19 protein-coding genes and 1 pseudogene are annotated in these 19065 nt (G+C 73.8%); 10 read left to right on the forward strand and 10 right to left on the reverse strand.

The window, feature by feature from the left end:
• The first annotated feature begins 218 nt into the window (after positions 1–218).
• The gene (locus HNR61_RS49770; RefSeq protein ID WP_281400780.1) at positions 219–350 is read left to right on the forward strand and encodes a hypothetical protein; all 132 of its coding nucleotides are present in this window, start codon (positions 219–221) and stop codon (positions 348–350) included.
• A 150-nt stretch (positions 351–500) separates the two neighbouring features.
• Here HNR61_RS49770 and HNR61_RS46465 read toward each other — a convergent pair whose 3' ends face one another.
• The 5 genes from HNR61_RS46465 to HNR61_RS46485 form a co-directional block, all read right to left on the reverse strand.
• The gene (locus tag HNR61_RS46465; RefSeq protein ID WP_182849552.1) at positions 501–1025 is read right to left on the reverse strand and encodes an RICIN domain-containing protein; all 525 of its coding nucleotides are present in this window, start codon (positions 1023–1025) and stop codon (positions 501–503) included.
• 87 nt (positions 1026–1112) lie between these two features.
• Positions 1113–1328 carry an alpha/beta fold hydrolase family protein gene (locus HNR61_RS46470; RefSeq protein WP_182849553.1) on the reverse strand — a complete coding sequence of 72 codons (216 nt, stop codon included), beginning with the start codon at positions 1326–1328 and terminating at the stop codon, positions 1113–1115.
• A 144-nt stretch (positions 1329–1472) separates the two neighbouring features.
• Positions 1473–1826, reverse strand: a complete 354-nt coding sequence (locus tag HNR61_RS46475; protein ID WP_312898428.1) for a VOC family protein — start codon at positions 1824–1826, stop codon at positions 1473–1475.
• Between the two features lie 156 nt (positions 1827–1982).
• Positions 1983–2879, reverse strand: coding sequence for a LysR family transcriptional regulator (locus tag HNR61_RS46480; protein WP_182849555.1), 897 nt, complete (start codon positions 2877–2879; stop codon positions 1983–1985).
• 141 nt (positions 2880–3020) lie between these two features.
• Positions 3021–3536 (reverse strand): LuxR C-terminal-related transcriptional regulator, encoded by a 516-nt coding sequence (locus HNR61_RS46485; protein ID WP_312898429.1) that lies wholly within the window; start codon positions 3534–3536, stop codon positions 3021–3023.
• 204 nt (positions 3537–3740) lie between these two features.
• Between HNR61_RS46485 and HNR61_RS46490 the strand changes: the two genes are divergently transcribed.
• Complete coding sequence (locus HNR61_RS46490) at positions 3741–4532, forward strand: S1 family peptidase (RefSeq protein ID WP_312898430.1); 792 nt, start codon at positions 3741–3743, stop codon at positions 4530–4532.
• A gap of 425 nt (positions 4533–4957) precedes the next feature.
• Positions 4958–6340 (forward strand): FAD-binding protein, encoded by a 1383-nt coding sequence (locus HNR61_RS46495; protein ID WP_312898431.1) that lies wholly within the window; start codon positions 4958–4960, stop codon positions 6338–6340.
• Here HNR61_RS46495 and HNR61_RS46500 read toward each other — a convergent pair.
• Entirely contained in the window at positions 6313–7263 is a 951-nt protein-coding gene (locus HNR61_RS46500; protein WP_182849558.1) for an alpha/beta hydrolase, read from the reverse strand. The two genes, HNR61_RS46495 and HNR61_RS46500, sit on opposite strands and share 28 nt — an antisense overlap.
• A 53-nt stretch (positions 7264–7316) precedes the next feature.
• On the opposite strand from HNR61_RS46500, the gene HNR61_RS46505 reads away from it, so the two are divergent.
• The 5 genes from HNR61_RS46505 to HNR61_RS46525 all read left to right on the forward strand — a co-directional run bounded on the left by HNR61_RS46505 (position 7317) and on the right by HNR61_RS46525 (position 11536).
• On the forward strand, positions 7317–7934 hold the full coding sequence (locus tag HNR61_RS46505) for a TetR/AcrR family transcriptional regulator (RefSeq protein WP_182849559.1): 618 nt from the start codon (positions 7317–7319) through the stop codon (positions 7932–7934).
• Positions 7935–8104: 170 nt separating this feature from the next.
• The gene (locus HNR61_RS46510; protein WP_182849560.1) at positions 8105–8935 is read left to right on the forward strand and encodes a CPBP family intramembrane glutamic endopeptidase; all 831 of its coding nucleotides are present in this window, start codon (positions 8105–8107) and stop codon (positions 8933–8935) included.
• Positions 8932–10098 carry a sensor histidine kinase gene (locus tag HNR61_RS46515; RefSeq protein ID WP_182849561.1) on the forward strand — a complete coding sequence of 389 codons (1167 nt, stop codon included), beginning with the start codon at positions 8932–8934 and terminating at the stop codon, positions 10096–10098. Before HNR61_RS46510 ends, HNR61_RS46515 begins: the two co-directional genes overlap by 4 nt.
• Positions 10095–10745, forward strand: coding sequence for a response regulator (locus HNR61_RS46520; RefSeq protein WP_182849562.1), 651 nt, complete (start codon positions 10095–10097; stop codon positions 10743–10745). Before HNR61_RS46515 ends, HNR61_RS46520 begins: the two co-directional genes overlap by 4 nt.
• A gap of 98 nt (positions 10746–10843) precedes the next feature.
• Positions 10844–11536: a maleylpyruvate isomerase family mycothiol-dependent enzyme gene (locus HNR61_RS46525; RefSeq protein ID WP_220510624.1), complete on the forward strand. Its 693-nt coding sequence runs from the start codon at positions 10844–10846 to the stop codon at positions 11534–11536.
• Between the two features lie 143 nt (positions 11537–11679).
• On the opposite strand, the gene HNR61_RS46530 is transcribed toward HNR61_RS46525, so the two are convergent.
• Positions 11680–12792, reverse strand: coding sequence for a LacI family DNA-binding transcriptional regulator (locus HNR61_RS46530; protein ID WP_182849563.1), 1113 nt, complete (start codon positions 12790–12792; stop codon positions 11680–11682).
• Between the two features lie 85 nt (positions 12793–12877).
• On the opposite strand from HNR61_RS46530, the gene HNR61_RS46535 reads away from it, so the two are divergent.
• Positions 12878–14110, forward strand: a complete 1233-nt coding sequence (locus HNR61_RS46535) for an MFS transporter (RefSeq protein ID WP_182849564.1) — start codon at positions 12878–12880, stop codon at positions 14108–14110.
• Positions 14111–14124: 14 nt separating this feature from the next.
• On the opposite strand, the gene HNR61_RS46540 is transcribed toward HNR61_RS46535, so the two are convergent.
• Positions 14125–15054, reverse strand: a complete 930-nt coding sequence (locus HNR61_RS46540; protein WP_182849565.1) for a helix-turn-helix domain-containing protein — start codon at positions 15052–15054, stop codon at positions 14125–14127.
• 505 nt (positions 15055–15559) lie between these two features.
• Between HNR61_RS46540 and HNR61_RS46545 the strand changes: the two genes are divergently transcribed.
• On the forward strand, positions 15560–16522 hold the full coding sequence (locus HNR61_RS46545) for a LysR family transcriptional regulator (RefSeq protein WP_312898432.1): 963 nt from the start codon (positions 15560–15562) through the stop codon (positions 16520–16522).
• 596 nt (positions 16523–17118) lie between these two features.
• On the opposite strand, the gene HNR61_RS46550 is transcribed toward HNR61_RS46545, so the two are convergent.
• Both HNR61_RS46550 and HNR61_RS46555 read right to left on the reverse strand, forming a co-directional pair.
• Positions 17119–18768 (reverse strand): tannase/feruloyl esterase family alpha/beta hydrolase, encoded by a 1650-nt coding sequence (locus tag HNR61_RS46550; protein ID WP_182849566.1) that lies wholly within the window; start codon positions 18766–18768, stop codon positions 17119–17121.
• A gap of 50 nt (positions 18769–18818) precedes the next feature.
• Positions 18819–19065 (reverse strand): annotated as a pseudogene (locus HNR61_RS46555) (hypothetical protein); the annotation flags it as partial.

Raw genomic sequence — 19065 nt, forward strand, 5'->3', positions numbered from 1 at the left:
CCGCTATGACAAACTCGCCGCGCACTACCAAGCAGCCGTCACCCTGGTCAGCACCCTGCTCTGGATCACATCGTGATCCACCGGACACGACCTAGCACCGGGAAAGCGACCGTGATCTACGTCCGCGACAACCGGCAGCCGCGACCGGCTCTCGCATGAGCGCGAGGAGCAGGACTTGATGTGACAGGGAATGGCCCATTCCCTGTCACATCGCGTTCGTGGCCGAGAAGCTGTCTTCAATCCTCCTGATCGAAGACAAACTTCAGGAGGCGGCGGTTGTCGCCGAGGTCGACCTCGGCCTGGCGCAGCGTGGACGGGGTCAGCGCCCCCTGTCTGCGACAGCACCGTGAACGCACCGTGGGTCCGGCTCTGCACGACGCATCGTGAGTGGCGGCGGACGGCGGTGGTGACAGCGTGCGGGTCGGCCAGGACGTGGTCGCGGCCGGAACGCCGATGGCCCCCTCCGGAGTGCGGAGAGGGGCCGTTATGGCGCCCGGTGGTCAGGTGCCGGGGACGCGGACGAGCCTGAAGTACTGGGTGGTGGCGCCAATGCAGGTGGTGGCCTTGGTGACGGCGCCGAACGCGGTCATGCACTGGTTGTTCAGTTGGAGGTTGCGGAAGGTGACCGGCCTGCCGGCCCACATGTCGCTGGTGTTGGACACCCACCACTTGGTGCCGGGGGACCCGCAGTACTCCTGGCGCATGAGGCCGCCTGCGACCAGGGCGTTGGCGCACAGGTGCGAGTGACGGTTCTCAAGCATGGTGTCGTTGGGCGTCGTGCGGATCTTCCAGTGGGTGGCGCCGCCGTTGAACTCGTTGCTCTGGATGAGGGGTTGCCCGCTGTCCTTGGAGTGCTGGTAGGGCAGGAGCGCTTTGCCGGTGTCGTTGTTGACGATCCAGTAGAAGGGACCTGGCGCGGCGGCGGCCGCCTGCGGTGTCGCCTGGGCCGGGACCGCGGAGGTGAGGGCGGAGGTGAGGGCGGCGGCCATGGCGGCCGTCGCGGTGAGGGCGAGACGCTTGCGCAATTTGGGTGCTCCCGGTTCGTTCATTGTGTTGACGTCAGGAAGCTTCGCGTGGGGAGCCGTGGGCGCGGATCGGTAATCGTTACCGAGTTAAGGACGGGTGATCGACTGCCGGCAGCGCGGGCGACCCGCGCCGCGACCACCTTGCCGCGCGTCATGCCGGCCGGTCAGCAGGGGCAGCAGGCCCCTCCAGTAGCGCTGGGTGGCGTACATGCCGTTGAGCAGCAGTATCGGCTGGCCGGGGCCCTCGGTGTCGTTGCAGTCCAGCACGGTGTCGGCGACGGGGACCTTGAGGTTGCGGGACATGGTTGCCTTCCAGCGATGTGGGTCGGTTCGAGGTTGCCGGTGCGGGCGGTGATGCCCGCGATAGGAGGTGGGGGGAATGGATGCCGCGACGGGCTGACGATCGTCGTGGAACGCGTTGCGAGCAGTAGCCGGCAATCGCCGGTGTCAGCTGGTGGGCGGCGGGATCCATTCGGTGAGCTGGATCGTCACCCCGTTGGGGTCGCTGAGCCGCATCATCAGCTCCCCCCATGGCTCTCGCCGGAGCGGGACGGTGATGGCGGCGCCCGCGCGGCGCAGCCGCTCGTGCTCGGCGGCCAGGCCGGTGACGGTGAACACCACGATCGCGTCCGCCAGTCCCCGTCCCGGCTGCCACCGCTCGGGGTCGCGTTCGGTGAGGATCAGGTCGACGGCCGCGTCGTCGCGGCCCAAGGTGATGAATCCGTCGCCGGCCAGGGTTTCGCGGAATCCGAGGTGGCTGGTGAAGAAGCGGCTGGAAGCGGCCGGATCGTCAACGGTCACCGAAACCGCGGAAGAGACGATGTTCACGCCGCGGCACCAGAAAAGGACACGTTCCCATTCACCTCCCGACAGGGCCTGTTCTTCGGACGGAACAAGCATCACGCCGGGCGGTGCCGCCGATCAACGGCGGCTGTCGCAACGGTCGTTAACCGCGGGTCAACGGTCCCAGCCGGGTAGCGGTCCCAGCTCGCGTGCCACGCGGGCCAGGGCGCGGATCATGTCGTTCTCCGCCTCGCTGAGCCACACCAGCCCGTACGGCAGCGCCCCCATGTCCGTGACCGGCAGGTAGACGATGCCCGGACGCGGGTAATAGAGCGCCACGTGAGCCGGAAACAGCGACACCGTCTCTCCCATGGCCGCGTGCAGCAAAGTGTCCTCGATGTTGTTCACGACGGCCGTGCGCTCGATCAACCGGCCCCCCGGAGTGATCTCGGGAACGTAGCGGTCGAACCATCCACCGGGCACCGGATCGGCGGTCACGTGCCGGAAGTCGCCGACCGCCTCCAGGGAGGCCGTGGACCACTTCGCCAGCGGGTTGTCGGCTGCCACGGCCAGCACCCGAGGCTCGGCGAACAGCAGCGGGCCCACGGTCAGGTCGGGCTCGTCCACCGGCGGCCAGGTGACCAGGACATCGACCTCCCCGTTGCGCAGCTGGGCGAACGGATCCGCATACGCCGACACCCGCAGCCGCAACTCCCACTGCGGATGGCGAGAACGGAACGCCTCCCAGTAGCGGCGCATGCCCTGGTGATTGACGGGGAACAGGCTGACCCGCAGCGTGCCGGTCTTGCCCCGGGCCGCCAGCCGGGCCCGCTCCAGACTCTGGGTCAACCCCTGATGCAGCTCGCGCAGGTCGCCGCACAGCTGCTCGCCCACCGGCGTCAGCCGCACATTGCGGCTGTCGCGAGCGAACAGCTCAACGCCGATCGCCCGTTCCTGCTTCTTGATCGCCTTGCTGACCGCCGCCACCGACACGTGCAGCCGCTCCGCGGTCCGACCGAAGTGCAACTCCTCGGCAAGGGTCAGGAAGATCTCAATGTCGCGCAGCTCCACCCGGAACCCCTCCATCGCCCACGCCAGGCAAGATCGTGCATTCGGGGCGCACGCATGATGTGCCAGCCGTGCATGAAGTGATCACTGCGATCATCCCGGCCTGCCCGTTGCCCCTTTCCGGCTTCCCCGGGCTGCCCCCGCTCACCCGCTGGACGAACCCCGCCAACGATCAGACCGTTGCCCGGACCGACCACCAACCACCCCGACGGGGGTGCCACCGGAATGCGGCGGAAACGGGCCGCGGTGGTCAGGTAGTCGCAGGCCGTGGGGGTGGAGGAGGAGAATCGGGTCGGGGCGGCGGCCCGGGACGACGATGCCGTGCTCGTAGGCCAGGACGACGGCCTGGACGCGGTCGCGGAGGTGGAGCTTGACGGTGGCCTCGGTGAAGGCGAGCAGCGCCGCGATCTCCTGGTTGGACAGGCCCTGGGCGACGAGCAGGAGCATCTCGCGTTCGCGGGGGGTCAGCGCGGCCAGCAGGCCCGGTGCGGGCCGGACCGGGTCGGCGCGGTCGGCGTAGTCCTCGACCAGGCGGCGGGTGATCGATGGGGACAGCAGTGCCTCGCCCTGGTGGACGACGCGGATCGCCTTCAGGAGCCGTTCGCGGGGCGCGTCCTTCAGCAGGAAGCCCGATGCCCCGGCGCGCAGTGCGCCGAACACGTGTTCGTCGAGATCGTGGGTGGTTCTCCGCGATCGTTACCGGGGGCCCGGTCGCGGGGTTTTCTGGGAGCTGGCTACACCATGCGTGCGCCCGCTGCCCGGATGGATCGGTGGGTCCCGAGTGAGCAGGCTGGACGCATCCGGATCTCCGTTCAGGAAGGACCCCCGTTCAGCTCCATCCCTGTCTCTCTGCGCCGCCATGCGGTGCGAACCGCCGCTGTGGCGCTGGCCGGCGTGGCGGGCGCGACCATGACGGCCGGCAGTGCCAACGCGATCATCAACGGCAGGGACGCCACCGAGGCGTACTCGTTCATGGCGACGGTCCCGGTGACCTACGACGGGGCGGCGCCGCCGTTGAAGGCCACCTGCGGCGGCTCGCTGATCGACCGGCGGTGGGTGCTGACGGCGGCCCACTGCCTGGTGGAGACGCGGGCTGACGGCACCGTGCGGATCGGCAGCCGGCAGCGCACGTCCGGCGGCACGGTCCGCAGGATCGAGCAGACGGTGATCCACCCGGGATACCGGGTGGGCGACGGCAGCACGCGCCCCAACCACAACGACATCGCGCTGATCCGCCTGGACCGTCCGGTCGGCCGACAGCCCATCGGCCTCGCTCACCGGCCGGGCCGGCCCGGCACCCCGACCCGGCTGCTCGGCTTCGGCACCGTCGTCGAGTCCCCCGACCACACCAAGTGGGTCTTCGCCGAGCGGCTCCAGCAACTCGACACCCGCCTGGGCTCCGCCGCCGAGTGCGCTCCCGGCTATGCCGACCGCACCAGGCTGTGCACCATCAGCCGGGTGCCCGATGCCATGGCCTGCAACGGCGACTCCGGCGGCCCGCAGATCCAGCGGGGCCGGCACCGAGCCTGGGAGCTCGTCGGCGTCACCTCCGGTCCCGGCGCCCCGGGCGTGAGCTGCTCGAAGGGGCCGGGGCTCTACACCAGCGTGCCCGCCTACGCCCACTGGATCCATCGGACCATCAGCAAGAACAGCTGATCCGAGCTGCACGAGCGCGGCGAGGAGGCTTGCGGGTGAGGCATCTCGCAAGCTCCCTTGCCGCGCGGTGCGGCCGGCTGTCGGACCTCCGGAGATCCCGGCTCAGAGCCCCGGTCATTCGTGGATGTCCAGGGTTCGCGATCTTTCTCTACCGGCACCGTGGGGGGCCGTCTTTGATACCTGGGGGCCAGGGAGGGGTTGGCCCTGTGGCGTGGTGAACGTTCGGGGCGGCGGCTCGTAGCGTTCGGCTACACGTTTTCTCTTCGGGGAGGCCCGTCGTGGTCGAGCACACCAGGAGAACCGTCCTTCGTGGCGGCACGATCGCTGCAGCATCCGCTCCCCTGGTCGGGGTCTCCTCTTTCGGGGAGGCGTCCGCGCGGGAGCCGGTGGCCGTAGGGCCGGGCGATCCGCGCTATCCGTCGTTGGTGCGCCGGGGCTACAACCGGCGGTTCGAGGGGCGGCCCGAGCAGGTCCATGTGGTGCGATCCACCGAGGACGTCGTGCGCGCCGTGGGCGATGCCGTGCGGGCGGGGCGGCGGGTCGCGGTGCGCGGTGGTGGTCACTGCTTCGAGGATTTCGTGGACGACCCGGCCGTCCGGGTGCTGATCGATCTGTCGCAGATGGCGGCGGTCGGGCATGACCGGCGCCGCGATGCCTTCGTGGTCGAGGCGGGGGCCACGTTGGGCGAGGTGTACCGGCGGCTGTACCTCGGGTGGGGGGTGACCGTACCGGCCGGGACGCATGGCCAGGTCGGGGTCGGCGGGCATGTCAGTGGCGGCGGTTACGGCGCGCTGTGCCGCCTGCACGGTCTGAGCGTCGACCACCTGTACGCGGTGGAGGTCGTCGTGGTGGACCGTGCGGGAAAGGCCCGGAGCGTGGTCGCCACGCGGGAGCCGTCCGACCCCAACCGGGACCTGTGGTGGGCGCACACCGGGGGCGGCGGCGGGAACTTCGGTGTCGTCACCCGTTACTGGTTCCGGTCGCTGCCCGCCCCGCCGCCCACGGTCCTGGACTTCACGCTGCAATGGCCGTGGGAGCGGCTCGACCGTGACACGTTCGTGCGTCTGCTGCGCAACTACGGCCGGTGGGGCGAGCGCAACTCGGCTCCGGGCTCCCCCGCGGCCGCGCTCTACGGCGAGTTCTCGCTGACCCGCAGGCCCAGCGAGGCCATCTCGCTGTCGGGGCAGGTCGCCGGCTCCGGCAGGGTGCTGGACGAGCTGGTCGCCGCGCTCGGGCATGGGGTCGAGGTGCGGCCCGTTCGCCGGACGTCGACCCTGCCCTGGCTGACGGCGGCCGCGCACGGTCTCGACGGCGGTCCGGGGCCCTTCTACCGCATCAAGATCAAGTCCGGTTACCAGCGGCGCGGCTTCACCGACCGGCAGTTGGTCGCCGTTCACCGGCACCTGACGAGGTCGGACTACGGCTACCCGTCCGGGCAGATGTTCGTGAACACCTACGGCGGGCGGGTCAACGCCGTGCGGCCCGGCGCGACCGCCGTGGCGCACCGGGACTCGATCTTCAAGGTCGGCTACCTCGTCGGGTGGGAGAACGCGGCCGAGGACGCCCGGCACCTGGCGTGGATCCGGGAGTTCTACCGCGACGTCTACGCCGACAGCGGCGGTGTCCCCGCCGACGGCGCGTTCATCAACTACCCCGACAGCGACCTGGCCGACCCCAGGTGGAACGACTCGGGCACCCCGTGGCACGCCCTCTACTACAAGGACGGCTACGCCCGCCTCCAGCAGGTCAAACGCCGCTGGGACCCCCGCGACGTGTTCCGTCACGCCCTCTCCGTCCGCCCCACGTGAGATTCGCCGTCGTGGTGGCCGATATCGGCGCGGAGCAGGTCGAAGGCGTCGGCGAGCCGGCGCACGCCCGGCTCCTCGACCGGGTAGTGCCCGGCGTTGTCGAGGACCATCAGACGCTTGGGCGCGGCGATGCGGTCGAAGAAGGCGCGGCTGAGTCCGATCGGGGTCCACCGGTCCGCGCCGGGGTGGGCCAGCAGCACCGGGCAGGAGGTGAACTCCTCCGGCTCGACCGCCGGGGCCGACTCCAGGTAGCTGCGGACGAAGCCCAACGGCACGCGTGAACCGCCGCCGAGACGGTCGCGGGCGACCAGGCGCGCCAGCGCGGGATCGTTGGCGATCGCGTTCATCCTGGCCACCAGCCGGATCGGGACGCGCAGGTCGTCGATGACCGGTGCCAGCAGCCGCAGCAACGGCAGCGTGGCGGGGACCAGCGACCGGTGCCGGCCGACGGCGGCGCGCACGGCGTCCCGGCGGGGGTCGAGCAGGCAGGTGGCCACGACGGCGGCGGCCAGCCCGGTCCGGGCGGCCACGTCGTAGGCGAGCATCCCGCCCATGCTCGCCCCGAACAGCACCAGCGGGCGCGGGTCGGCGGCCTTCTCGGCGGTCACGAGGTCGGTGACGCAGCCGACCCAGTCGGGGTAGCGGACGCGGCCGGGGCGGGGCACCCGGGTGCGGCCGTAGCCGGGCAGATCGGGCACGACCACCTCCAGGCCGAGTTCGGCGGCCATCCCCGCCAGCGGCCAGAGCGCTCCGGCGTGCCCGCCCGCGCCGTGCAGGACCAGCAGCCGCAGTGCGGCGCCGGGACGCTCCACGCGTTCGACGTGCAGGTCGAGGTCGCGCCACCGCCACCGGGTCGAGCGGGGCCGCAGGCCGGGGGACGGCCGGAGGTCTTCGGGGAGAAACCGCAGGTAGTCGTCGCGCATGTCACAATGATTCGAGCAATATTCGAATCTGACAACTCGACTTCGGACGCCCCATGTCGACACCCCGCCACCGGCCCCGCCAGCAGCGGTCACGCTTCACCTTCGACGCGATCCTGGACGCGGCTGCTCGGCTTTTCGAACGCGACGGCTACGCGGCCACCACCACCAACAAGGTGGCCGAGCTGGCGGGGGTGTCCATCGGGACCCTGTACCACTACGTCCCCAACAAGGACGCCCTTCTCCACGCCCTGGCCGAGCGGCACCTGGGCGCGGGCATGGCCGCGTTGTCCGAGGTGCTCGACGGGCTCCGCCGCACGGAGCCGCCGCTTGAGGACACCGTCCGCACACTGGTCGAGGCGGTGGCCGCGCTGCACCGCGCCGAGCCCCGCATGCACCGGCTGCTGTTCGACCAGGCGCCCCGGACGCCCGAGGGAGCAGAGCGCCTCCGCGCGCTGGAGGATTCGCTGGCCGCCGGGATCGAGTACCACCTCAGGCGCCTCGGCGTCGGCGGCCCGGATCCCGGCCTGACCGCGTTGCTGCTGGTCCAGGCCGTCGAGGCGCAGGTGCATGGAGCCGTCCTGCGGCCACCCGCCGGCCGGTCCACCGACACCTGCGTCACCGCGGTCACCGAGCTCTGGACCAACGCCCTGCGCACCCGCCCGCCGAACTGACCGGGATCCGCCGCACGAGAACGCGTCGAGGCGTCCCCTGTCCCCCGTGCGAGCTACCGGCGAGTGTCCTCCGTGCGGGGAAGATCGCGGGGGCATCGGTTCCCTAGCGTTCCTCTGGCCGCGGTGATCGAGCCGCGGAATCCCGCAAAGGAATCTCGCAAGGAGTCGTCGTGCGGTTGTTGAAACAGCTCCTGCCCGTCGTGGCGGTCGCCTTCGTCGGCGGTCAGGGGGCCATGGCGGTGAAGGACAACGCGGTCCTGAGCCTGGTTCTCGGGCTCGTGACGGCCGCGGTCGCGGTGCTCGTGTACGCCTGGACGGTGCGGTGGTCCGAGCGCCGGGCGCCGGTCGAGGTCGCCGCCGAGGGCGCCGTCACCCGTACCGTCCTCGGGACGCTGATCGGCGTCGGGTGGTTCGCGGCCGTCATCGGGAACATCGCCTTCAACGGCGGCTACCGGGTCGAGGGCTTCGGTGGGATCGCGGGCCCGGTCGGCCTGTTCGGCTTCATGGCGGCCGCCTCGGTGACGGAGGAGCTGATGTTCCGCGGCGTCCTGTTCCGGATCACGGAGGAACGCGCCGGCACGTGGGTCGCGCTGGTGCTGACCAGCGTGCTGTTCGGCCTGTGGCACATGCTCAACCCGGACGCCACCCTGTGGGGCGCGGTCGCCATCGCGCTGTCGGCCGGCGGGGCGCTCGCCGCCGTGTACGCCGCCACCCGCAGCCTGTGGGTGCCGATCGGCCTGCACTTCGGCTGGAACTTCGCCCAGGGCGGCGTCTTCGGCACCGCGGTGTCGGGCAACGGCGAGAACGAGGGGCTGCTGCGCGGCGAGCTGTCCGGTCCGGACCTGCTCACCGGCGGCGCGTTCGGTCCGGAGGCCAGCCCGCCCACGGTCCTGTTCGGCGTCCTGCTGACGATCGCGTTCCTGTGGCTGGCCCGCAGGCGGGGCAACCTGGTCTCCCGTAGGGGCGGCGCCCCCGCCGCGGCCGCTAGCATTGCCCGGTGATCGACCTGCGGCGGCTGCCGGCCCGGTGGCGGCGGTGGGACGTGACGGTCCGGGACCTCCCGCTCGCGCTGCTGCTGGTCGTCATGTCGTTCCTGCCGGTGCTGCGCGGCCACGAGACGCAGGTCGGTGAACTCCCGCCCCGCCCCTTCGACGCGCCGGCCATCGCGGCGCTCGCCCTCCTGTGCCTCCCGCTCGCCGTGCGCCGGCGGTGGCCGGCCGCGTGCCTGGGCCTGGTGTCGCTCGGTTTCGTCGTCGCGCAACTCCGCGGCTACCACATGGTCGCGGGGACCGGGCTGCCCATCGCGCTGCTGAGCGCGGGGGCCCATCTGGAACGCCACCGGCGCGCCGCCGTGGCCGTCCTGTCCGCCGCGTACGCGCTGCTGGCGGTCGCGCTCGACCGGCTCGGCGGGGCCGAGCGGCCGGACGGGTACGTGGTGTTCTTCGTGGGGCTGGCCGTCAGCTGGGGCATCGGGTCCTGGCTGCGTTCCACGCGGGTCGCCGAGGCCGAGTACCGCCTCCGCGTCGCCGAGGCCACCCGCGCCGCCGAACGCACCCGCATCGCCCGCGAGCTCCACGACGTCGTGACCCACCACGTGACGGCGATGGTCGTGCAGGCCGAGGCGGCGCGGTACCTGACCGCCGCGCCCGACCGCCTCGACGAGACCCTGGGCGCCGTCACCGACACCGGCCGGCGGGCCATCGCCGATCTGCGGCACCTGCTCGACCTGCTCAACCCCGACCACGACGCCGCGCGCGAGGACCGTGTCCGGACGCCGTCCACCGGTGACCTCCGCGCGCTGGTGGAACGGACGCGCCAGGCCGGGCAGCCGGTGGAGTTCACCGAGGAGGGCGAGCCGGCCGAGTCCGCCGGCAGCGCCGAGTTCGTGGCCTACCGGGTCGTGCAGGAGGCCCTGACCAACGCCCTCAAGCACGCCCACGGCCACCGCACCGTCACCCGGGTGCGCTACGGAGAGAAGGAGATCACCGTGGAGGTCGGCACCGACGGCCCCGGGAACCGGGCCGCGTCCCCCGGCGGGAGCGGGCGGGGCCTGGCCGGGCTCCGCGAACGGGTCGACGCCCTGGGCGGCGAGTTCAGCGCGACCGGGCAGGACGGCGGCGGCTTCGTCGTGCGGGCGCGCATCCCCGCGGGAGGCCCGTCGTGACCGTGCGGGTGCTGGTCTGCGACGACCAGGCGCTGATCCGCACCGGCTTCGCGACGATCATCGACGCCCAGCCCGACCTGGAGGTGGTGGGCGAGTGCGGGGACGGGCGCGCCGCCGTCGACCTGGCCCGGCGGCTGGGGCCGGACATCGTCGTGATGGACGTGCGGATGCCGGTGCTCGACGGCATCGAGGCGACCCGCCTGCTGGCCGGCGCCGGGGTGCCGGACCCGGTCAAGGTGCTGGTGGTGACGACGTTCAACCTGGACGAGTACGTCTACCAGGCGCTGCGCGCGGGGGCGAGCGGGTTCCTGCTCAAGGACGCCCCGCCCGCGCAGCTCCTGCACGGCATCCGCACCGTCGCCAGCGGCGCCGCGCTGCTCGCGCCCGAGGTGACGCGGCAGCTCGTCGGCCGGTACGCGGCGCGGATCCGTCCCGCCGGGAACCCGGCCGACGCCGCGCTGACGCCCCGCGAGCTGGAGGTGCTGCGCCTCATCGCCGAGGGCCTGTCCAACAGCGAGATCGCCGCGGTGCTGGTGCTCAGCCAGGAGACCGTCAAGACCTACGTGTCGCGCATCCTCACCAAGCTCGACCTGCGCGACCGCGTGCAGGCCGTCGTCTACGCCTACCGCAACGGGCTGGTCACCTAGCGTGCCGCCCCTGAGGGGCCCGGTTCCCCTCGCTGTGATGGACTGGGTGCGCACGGGCTCGCCCGTCCGAAATCTTCCCGTCCCAGGGAGGCACCGGCATGAGGGGGAAACGCCCGCCAGATCCCGCTCTCCTGAACCCGGACCAGGTCTGGCAGGTGATCGACGCGCAGCGGACGAGCCTGGCCGACCTGCTGGAGGACCTGACCGACGACCAGTGGCGCCGGCCGTCGCTGTGCGAGGGCTGGACGGTCCGGGACGTCGCCGCGCACCTGACGCTGCAACAGCTCGGCCTGACCGACATGATCGGCATGATGCGCGCGTGGCGCGGGAACCTCGACCGGACGATCCAGCACGCGGCCCGCCGGCGGGCCGCCGCGCTCTCCACCGACCAGATCGTCGCCCGCATCCGCGGCACGGTCGGGTCCCGGCGGCGCAATCTCGGCGTCACCCCTCTGGAGACGCTCACCGACATCCTCGTCCACGGGCAGGACATCGCCGTCCCGCTCGGGCGCCGCCACGACATGCCGCCCGCCGCGGCGGCCGTCTCGGCCGACCGGGTCCTGTCCATGCGCCGGCCGCCGCCCCTTCCCGCCGCCCGGCGGGTGAGGGGGTTCCGGCTGACCGCCACCGACATCGGCTGGACCGCCGGCGACGGGCCGCGGGTCCAGGGCCCGATGAGCGCGATCCTGCTGGTCTGCACCGGACGGACGGCCGGTCTGCGGCAGTTGTCCGGCGAAGGCGTCGCCGACCTCACCGCGCGGCTCAGAGATGGCGGCCCACGACGCCGGTGATGCGGCCGTCGCGGACCGGGAAGCCGTGGATGAGGCGTTCCGTGCCTCCGTTCCCGGTGTCGAAGGTGAAGGTCACGGTCAGGCGCGACGGGCCGCCGGGCGGCGTTCGCCCTCGGCCTTTCCGCGGAATCGGCGGTCACCCCCTAGCGCGACGACGCCCCGGGTCGTCCCCGGCCGGTGGGCGGCGGGCCCGTCGAGGCGCGGACGACCAGGTCGGCCGGCAGGACCGTGCGCGGCGGCACCGCTTCCCCGGCCAGCAGGTCCAGCAGCGTCCGCGCCGCCAGGCGCCCCTTCTCCACCAGCGGCTGGCGCACCGTGGTCAGCGGCGGATCGCCCTCCGCCGCCGACGGCAGGTCGTCGAACCCCACCACCGACACCTCGCCCGGCACCGGCAGCCCCAGGTCCCGCGCCGCCGCCACCGCGCCCTGCGCCAGCCGGTCGGTCATCGCCAGGATCGCCGTCGGGCGCCGGGCGGCCGGAACGTCCAGCAGCCGCGTCGCCGCCGCCCGGCCCAGCTCGGCCGAGTTGCCCCCGCACTCCACGACCGGCGCCCGGCACCCGGCCGGCAGCGCGTCGGTGTACCCGGCCAGCCGCTGCCGCGCCACCGCGAACGTCGCCGCCCGCAGCCGCGCGGGGCCCGCCGGGCCGGTCCGGCCGTCGGCGGACAGCCGGTCGGCCAGCACCGCGAACCGCCGGTGGCCGAGCTCCACCAGGTGCGCCGCCGCCCGCCGCGCGCCGCCCCGGTCGTCCACGCCCACGAACGGCTCGTCGCCGTCCGGCTCCGGCTCGTCGACCAGCACCATCGGCAGGCCGCGCTCCCGCGCCGCCGCCAGCGCCGGGTGGCCGTCCGACAGGGAGTACACCAGCAGCCCGTCGACCACCGCCCGCCGCACCGCCTCGGCGACCGTGCCGTGCCCCCGCCCCGGCCGCAGGGACGGGTCGGGCGGCGCCGGGATCAGCGTCAGGCACACCTCCGCCAGCCCGCTCGTGGACGCCATCCCCTGGAGCAGCAGCGCCGCGGCCGGGTCGGTGAACGCGTACGCCAGGTCCTCGGTGAACAGCAGTCCCAGCGCGCCGACCCGGCGGGTCGCCAGCCCCGCCGCCAGCGGGTCCGGGCCGGAGTACCCCAGCTCCCGCGCCACCCTCAGCACCCGCTCCCGGACGGCCGCGGACAGCCGGTCGGGCCGGTGGTAGGCGTTGGACACCGTGGTGTGCGACACCCCGGCCTCGCGCGCCACGTCCCGCAACGTCACCACCGCGTGCCCCCTCCTGCAGTTGACCGGTCAACACACTATCCCTAGCCTGCTCGTGTTGACCGGTAAACAAGAGAGGGGCGGGCCCGTGACCCGCACGACGACTCCCCCGCCGCGCGCGGCCCGCCGGGCCGTGGCCACGGTGTTCTTCCTCAACGGCGCCGTGTTCTCCTCCTGGGTGCCCCGCATCCCCGAGGTCAAGGACGCCCTCGGGCTCGGCGACGGCGCCCTCGGCGCCGCCCTGCTCGGCCCCGCCCTCGGCGCCGTCGTCGCCATGTCCGCCGCCGGCGCCCTGGTCTCCCGGCACGGCTCCCGGCCCGTCGTCCGCGCCGCCCTCGCCGCGTTCTGCGCCGTGCCCGTCCTGATCGGCCTCGCGCCCACCTGGGCCGCGCTGGTCGCCGCCCTCACCCTCTGGGGCGCCGCCATGGGGACCCTGGACGTCGCCATGAACAGCGCCGGAATGGCCGTCCAGACCCGCTACCCGCGGCCCATCATGTCCGGCCTGCACGGTTGCTTCAGCCTCGGCGCCCTGGTCGGCGCCGGGACCGGCGCGTTCGCCGCCCACCTCCGCCTGCCCGTCCCCTGGCACCTGCTCGCGGCGGGCGCCGCCGCCCTGGTCCTCGGGGCCGTCGCCACCCGCGCGCTCCTGCCCGCCGGTGACGACGCCCTCCACACCGGCCCGGCCTTCGCCCGCCCCACCCGTCCGCTGATGCTGCTGGCCGCGCTCGCGTTCGCCGGGCTGCTCGCCGAGGGGGCCGCCGCCGACTGGAGCGCCCTCTACCTCCGCGACACCCTCGGCGCGGGCGCCGGAACCGCCGGGGCGGGCTACGCCGCGTTCACGCTCGCCATGACGGTCGGGCGGCTGACCGGCGACCGGCTGGTCGCCGCGTACGGGCCGGTCCGGGTGGTGCGCCGGCTGGCCGCCCTCGCCGCCACCGGCTTCACCGCGGCGCTGCTGGTCGCCGAGATCCCCGCCGCGCTGGCGGGGCTGGCGCTGCTCGGCCTCGGGCTGGCCTGCGTGGTGCCGATCATCTTCACCGCCGCCGGGCGGTCCGCCGGTGGCCCGGGTCCCGCCATCGCCGCGGTGTCCAGCTGCGGCTACCTGGGCTTCATCGCCGGGCCGCCGCTCATCGGCATGGCCGCCGAAGCCGTCGGGCTCGGCGGCGCGCTCGGCCTGGTGGCCGCGCTCGTCGCCCTGCTGGCCCTCGGCGCCCCGGCCGTCGCCCCGGCGGGCCGGGCACGTCCCCACCGCGCCCCCGCCCGGGGAGGGGACGGTGCGCGCCACGTTCCGGACGCCCCCGAGCCGCCGCGGCCCGCGTGAGGCGCCTCCCCCTGTCAGAGCCAGCCGAGTTCCCTGGCGCGCAGGGCGGTCTGGAAACGGGTCTCGGTGCCCAGGCGGGCCTTCAGGTCGGCGACGTGGCCGCGGAACTTGCGGACCGAGATGCTCAGCGAGCGCGCCGCCGCCTCGTCGGTGTGGTGCTGGGCCAGGGCGTGCAGGACCCGCCGCTCGAACGGGGTCAGGAACGGGTCGTCCAGGTCGCAGGCGCGGCTCCACATGCCCTCGAACAGGTCCGAGAGGATCCGCACCAGGCCGGGCTGGCGGATCTGCAGCGCGCCGGCCCGGGGGTCGGCGGGGTCGGCCTGCACGAACGCGGTCGACCGGTTGACGACGACGAGGTTCCGGACCGGTTCGGTGGTGGTCCGGTGCAGGTCGCCCAGGGAGTGCCGGTGCCGCACCTGGGACTCCTGGTCCGGGTGGCCGAGCGCGTGCGTGGGCAGCAGGGTACGGCTGCGCAGCCCGCGCGCCAGCAGGTGGTGGAGGGCCTCGTCGTCATGGCCGGTGCCGGGGTGGACGGCGTGGAGTCGCAGGCGGGCCAGCTCGCGCGGTTCGGTGGCGAGCAGGGCGCGGACGCGGCGGACGACCTCCGGGCCGCCGGGGACGTGCTCGATCAGGTGGACGGTGCGGCCGCTGCCGTGCTCCTCGGCCAGCTCGGTGAGGATGTCCCAGGCGAGGGTGAGGTCGTCGAGCTGGCGCCGGGCGTGCTCGATGCGCTGCTGCACGAGCAGGTCGACGGCGGCCACCGGGGGCGCGGGGACCCGTCCCTCGTCGAGCAGGCCGAGCGCCTGCAACTCGGCGACCACGCGCGGCAGTTCGGGCACGGCCAGCTCCGCGCCGAGGGTGCGCGGATCGGCGTCGGGGTTGCGCAGCAGGTAGCGGTAGAGACGTTCCTGGTCGGCGGTCAGCCCCAGACGGGCCAGGCTCATCGTCATCTCCATCACGTCGGGAAGGGGGACGCGGCTGCTTCTCGGGGCCGGGACGAGCCGGGCGTCCGGCCGTGTCCCGCGGTCGGCCCGCCGGAACCGCCGCGAATGCGGTCCGGGGCTCGAAGGGGCCGCGCGTCCCGCGCGGCGGACGCGGTCGGGAAGGGGGCCGGACGCCGCCGGTCGCCTTGCCTTTGCGGCGTCCTCGCGTCCTGGGAGACCGCGCGGTGGAGGGGTGCCGTCCGGACCTGACGGCGCTCGCGTCCGGGAGCCCGTCCTCAGCCCGCTTCGATGGTCGGGGAGGCGTGCGGGCGGCCTCTCGACGCCCGGCGGCTCCGCCGGTGAGCCGGAGGGCGGCTACGGCGCGCACCCGGCCACGGTCGGGGGGAGGCCGTGGTGGCCCGGCCGGTACGCCAGGACGGGGCCGGCGACACCGGCGCCGGAAGTGAGGATGTTCATCGAGATGCTCCCCGAACGAGCGGTTCCTGAACCCGCATCCTCCAGTACGGTGAACGCCCGGAACAACGACGGAATCCTCAAGATCACCTTCAGTGGGAGTGAACGGGACGGGTCGGACGTGGAGCTGCGGGACATCGAGATCTTCCTCACCCTGGCCGAGGAGCTGCACTTCGGCCGCACCGCCGCCCGGCTGCGCCTGTCGCCCGCCCGCGTCACCCAGGCGATCCAGAAGCAGGAGCGGCACATCGGCGCCCCGCTGTTCGAGCGGACCAACCGCACGGTGCGGCTGACGCCGGTCGGCCGCCAGCTCCGCGACGACCTCCTCCCCCTCCACGCCGGGCTGAGGGACGGCGTGCGGCGCGCCCGGCTGGCCGCCCAGGGCATCACCGGCACGCTCCAGGTCGGCATGCTCCCGGTCAACGCGCACGAGCTGCGCCCCTACTGGGACGCGTTCCGCGCCCGCCACCCGCGGTGCAGGCTGCGCGTCCAGCGCACGCAGTTCAGCGACGCCTTCGCCGCGCTGCGCCGCAGGGACGTCGACGTCCTCGTCGTCTGGCTGCCCGTCGACGAGCCCGACCTCACCGTGGGGCCGGTCCTGTTCTCCGATCCCCGGGTGCTGGCCGTCTCCACCGACCACGCGCTCGCCGGGCGCGGGCCGGTCTCGCTGGAGACGATCGCCGACTTCCCGCTTCCGAACGCCGACGCCGGGCCCGACTACTGGGTCGACGCCTACCTTCCGCGCCGGACCCGCCGGGGCCGCCCGGTCGAGCGCGGGCCCCTGGTGCGGGACACCGAGGAGGCGCTCACCCTCACCGGCATGGCGGAGATCGTCACCCTCTTCCCCGCCCACATGACCCGCTACTGGGTGCGGCCGGACATCGCCTACCTCCCCGTCACCGACATGAGCCCGCTGTCGTACGCCCTGGTCTGGCTCAGCGAGGACGAGAACCCGCTCATCCGGTCCCTCGCCGAGGCCGTCACCGACGTCGGGCCCCTCCCCCTGGCGGGCTGACCGGCGCGGAGCCGGGGCACCGGGTTCCGCGGCCGGATCAGTTCCCCGGAGGGCGGCGGGTTCCCCGCCCCCGACAGCGCGCAGGGGATCTTCATGGTCACGACGGTGGGTCCGCCGGGTGGGCTGGTCACGACCGTGGTCCCGTCGAACGCGGCCAGGCGGCGTTCGGTCCCCCGGGTGCCGGACCCGACGATCACCGTGAGCTCCCCGTCCGCGTGGTGGAGGTCGATCCAGGCGCGGCGGGCGCCGCTGCGCTCGGCGATGTTGGCCAGCATCTCGGCGACGGCGAAGTAGGCGGCCGACTCGACCGGGGCCGCGGCGCGGCCGGGCAGCTCGGTGAGGGTGGCGCCGCTGGTCTCGCGCGCCTCGGCCAGGAGGCTGCGCGGCGAGCTGGTGCCCGGGACCGCCGGCCGGCAGCCACGACTTCGGCGCACAGGGCCCTCCCGCCTCGCCCGCGGCCTCCCCGAGAACACCCTGACGGGCTCGCGCGTCGGGCAGGCTCCTTGTGGGTGGCCTGCCCGACGTTCCGTGCGCTGTCAGGATCCCGGGGTCACCGGGCCCCGGCAGGATGGACGGCGGCCGGAGCGGTGGGACGCTCAGAACCGCCGGCAGGTGAAGCTGGTCGCGGCGCCGGGGTCGCCGGTGCCCTGGTAGCGGGGCCAGGCGGGGTACTCGCACAGGGGGCGGGTGCGCGCGGAGGCGCCGGGGTTGACGTCGGTGACGACGGGGTCGCGGGGCGCGGTGGCGCGTTCCCTCCAGTTCTCCAGGGCGGTGAGGGAGTCCCATCCGGCGGCGAAGGCGGCCTTGACGTTGACGTGGTTGGCGCCGGGCACGGTGTAGAAGCGGGCGAAGCGCCGCGTGGCGTCGGCGCCCATGGTGGCGTTGACGCGGGCGAAGTACTGGGCGGTGGAACGGTGGCTGACCAGCTCGTCGGCCAGGCCGTGCACGATGATCAGGCGGCCGCCGGCGCGGGCGAACGGCCGCAGGTCGGGGTCGTTGACGTCCTGGAGGGCCGACAGCCGGCTGATGCGGTCGCGCCACCTGCCGGGGTGGCGGGGGTCGACCGACAGCGAGTCGTGGGCCGGGTCCCTGGTGACGGCGTAGCGGATCCACTGGTCCCAGAACTGCACGCCGTAGCCGCTGGTCTTCAGCATGGGGCGGGCCGGGGCGGTGGTGCCCATGCCCAGCAGCGGCGTGGTCATGGCGGCGCCCGACAGGAACGGGAAGCCGGGGTATCCGGTCTCGCCGCTGGCCAGCCGGTAGGGCAGCCGCAGCGGCGAGGACAGCGCGCGGACGGCGCGGATCTGCCGGTCGGTCAGGCAGGTGCCGGTCGGGTGGGCGGTGCAGCGCAGGACGCGGGGGTCGAAGCGGCAGCCCCGCTCGTTGGAGACCACGCCGTCGCGCAGGCCGTCGCCGCCGTCGCAGGCGTCGACGACGCTGCGGTGGAGCAGTTCCTGCTCGGCCGGACCGGGGAACGCGCCGGGACGCGACAGCACCTGGGCCTCGTAGCCGAAGAACAGGTCCAGCGTCGCGGCGTTCCAGGCGGGGTGGACCGCGATGACGCCGTCGAAGTCGCGGGGCCAGCGCTGGGCCACCGCCAGGCCCTCCCGTCCTCCCGTGGAGCCGCCGGCGAAGTAGCTGCGGGAGGGCCTGGCCCCGCCGTACCGTTCGCCGATCAGGTGGAGCGCCGCGTCGCGCGTCTTCTTGAGCGCGTCGCCGGCGAAGTTGCGCAGCGCCTCGTCGTTGAGGGCGAACGAGCCGTCCAGGGAGGTGGTGGGCTGGAAGCCGGGCGCCGCCTGGTGCCCGGAGTCGCCGGCGAAGGTGGCGTAGCCGCGCCCCAGCGGGGTGGGCCGGTCGGACGGTCCGTAGGGCACGTTGCCCGCGATGTTGGGGATGGTGCCGTCGTATCCGCCGCCGCCGAACATCATGGCCTTGCCGTTCCAGGCCGCCGGCAGGGCGACCCGCATCAGGATGTCGGGGGCTTCCGGATCGACCGGGCGCAGCGCCGCGTCCACCCGGCAGTGGGCGCCGACGGCCGAGGCGCCCTGTCCGGAGGCGGGGACCGGCGTCGCCTGGCGGACGTGCCCGCCGCCGGTCGGCAGCCCGATCGCCGACGCGGGGATGGCCAGTCCCGCGAGCCTCGTGCACGCCTCGTCGGCGGGCGCCGCGGCCGATCGGGCGGGACCGGCCGTCACGCCGGACAGCGCCACGGCGCCTCCCACGGCCAGGATCTTGTAGCGGTTCATGGCGGCCTTTCCGGTGGGGTTCCTGCGGGGTGGACGCGGCGGGCGGGGTGTCATGAGCCGGGGATCGGCTGTCTCCCGGGCGCCGCGGGGGCGGGGCCGCCGGTCAGCGGGCGGGTCAGGTCGCGGCCGCGCGTCTCCTTGATCACCGCGACGGTGATGGTGGTCACGACGGCGGCCGCGCACACGTACACCGAGATGGGCATGGCGGAGTCGTAGTCCTTGAGGAGTTCGACGGCGATGATGGGGGCCAGGGCGCCGGCGATGATCGAGGACAGCTGCGAGCCCATGGAGGCGCCG

The sequence above is a fragment of the Actinomadura kijaniata genome, assembly GCF_014138665.1.
Lineage (GTDB): Bacteria > Actinomycetota > Actinomycetes > Streptosporangiales > Streptosporangiaceae > Spirillospora > Spirillospora kijaniata.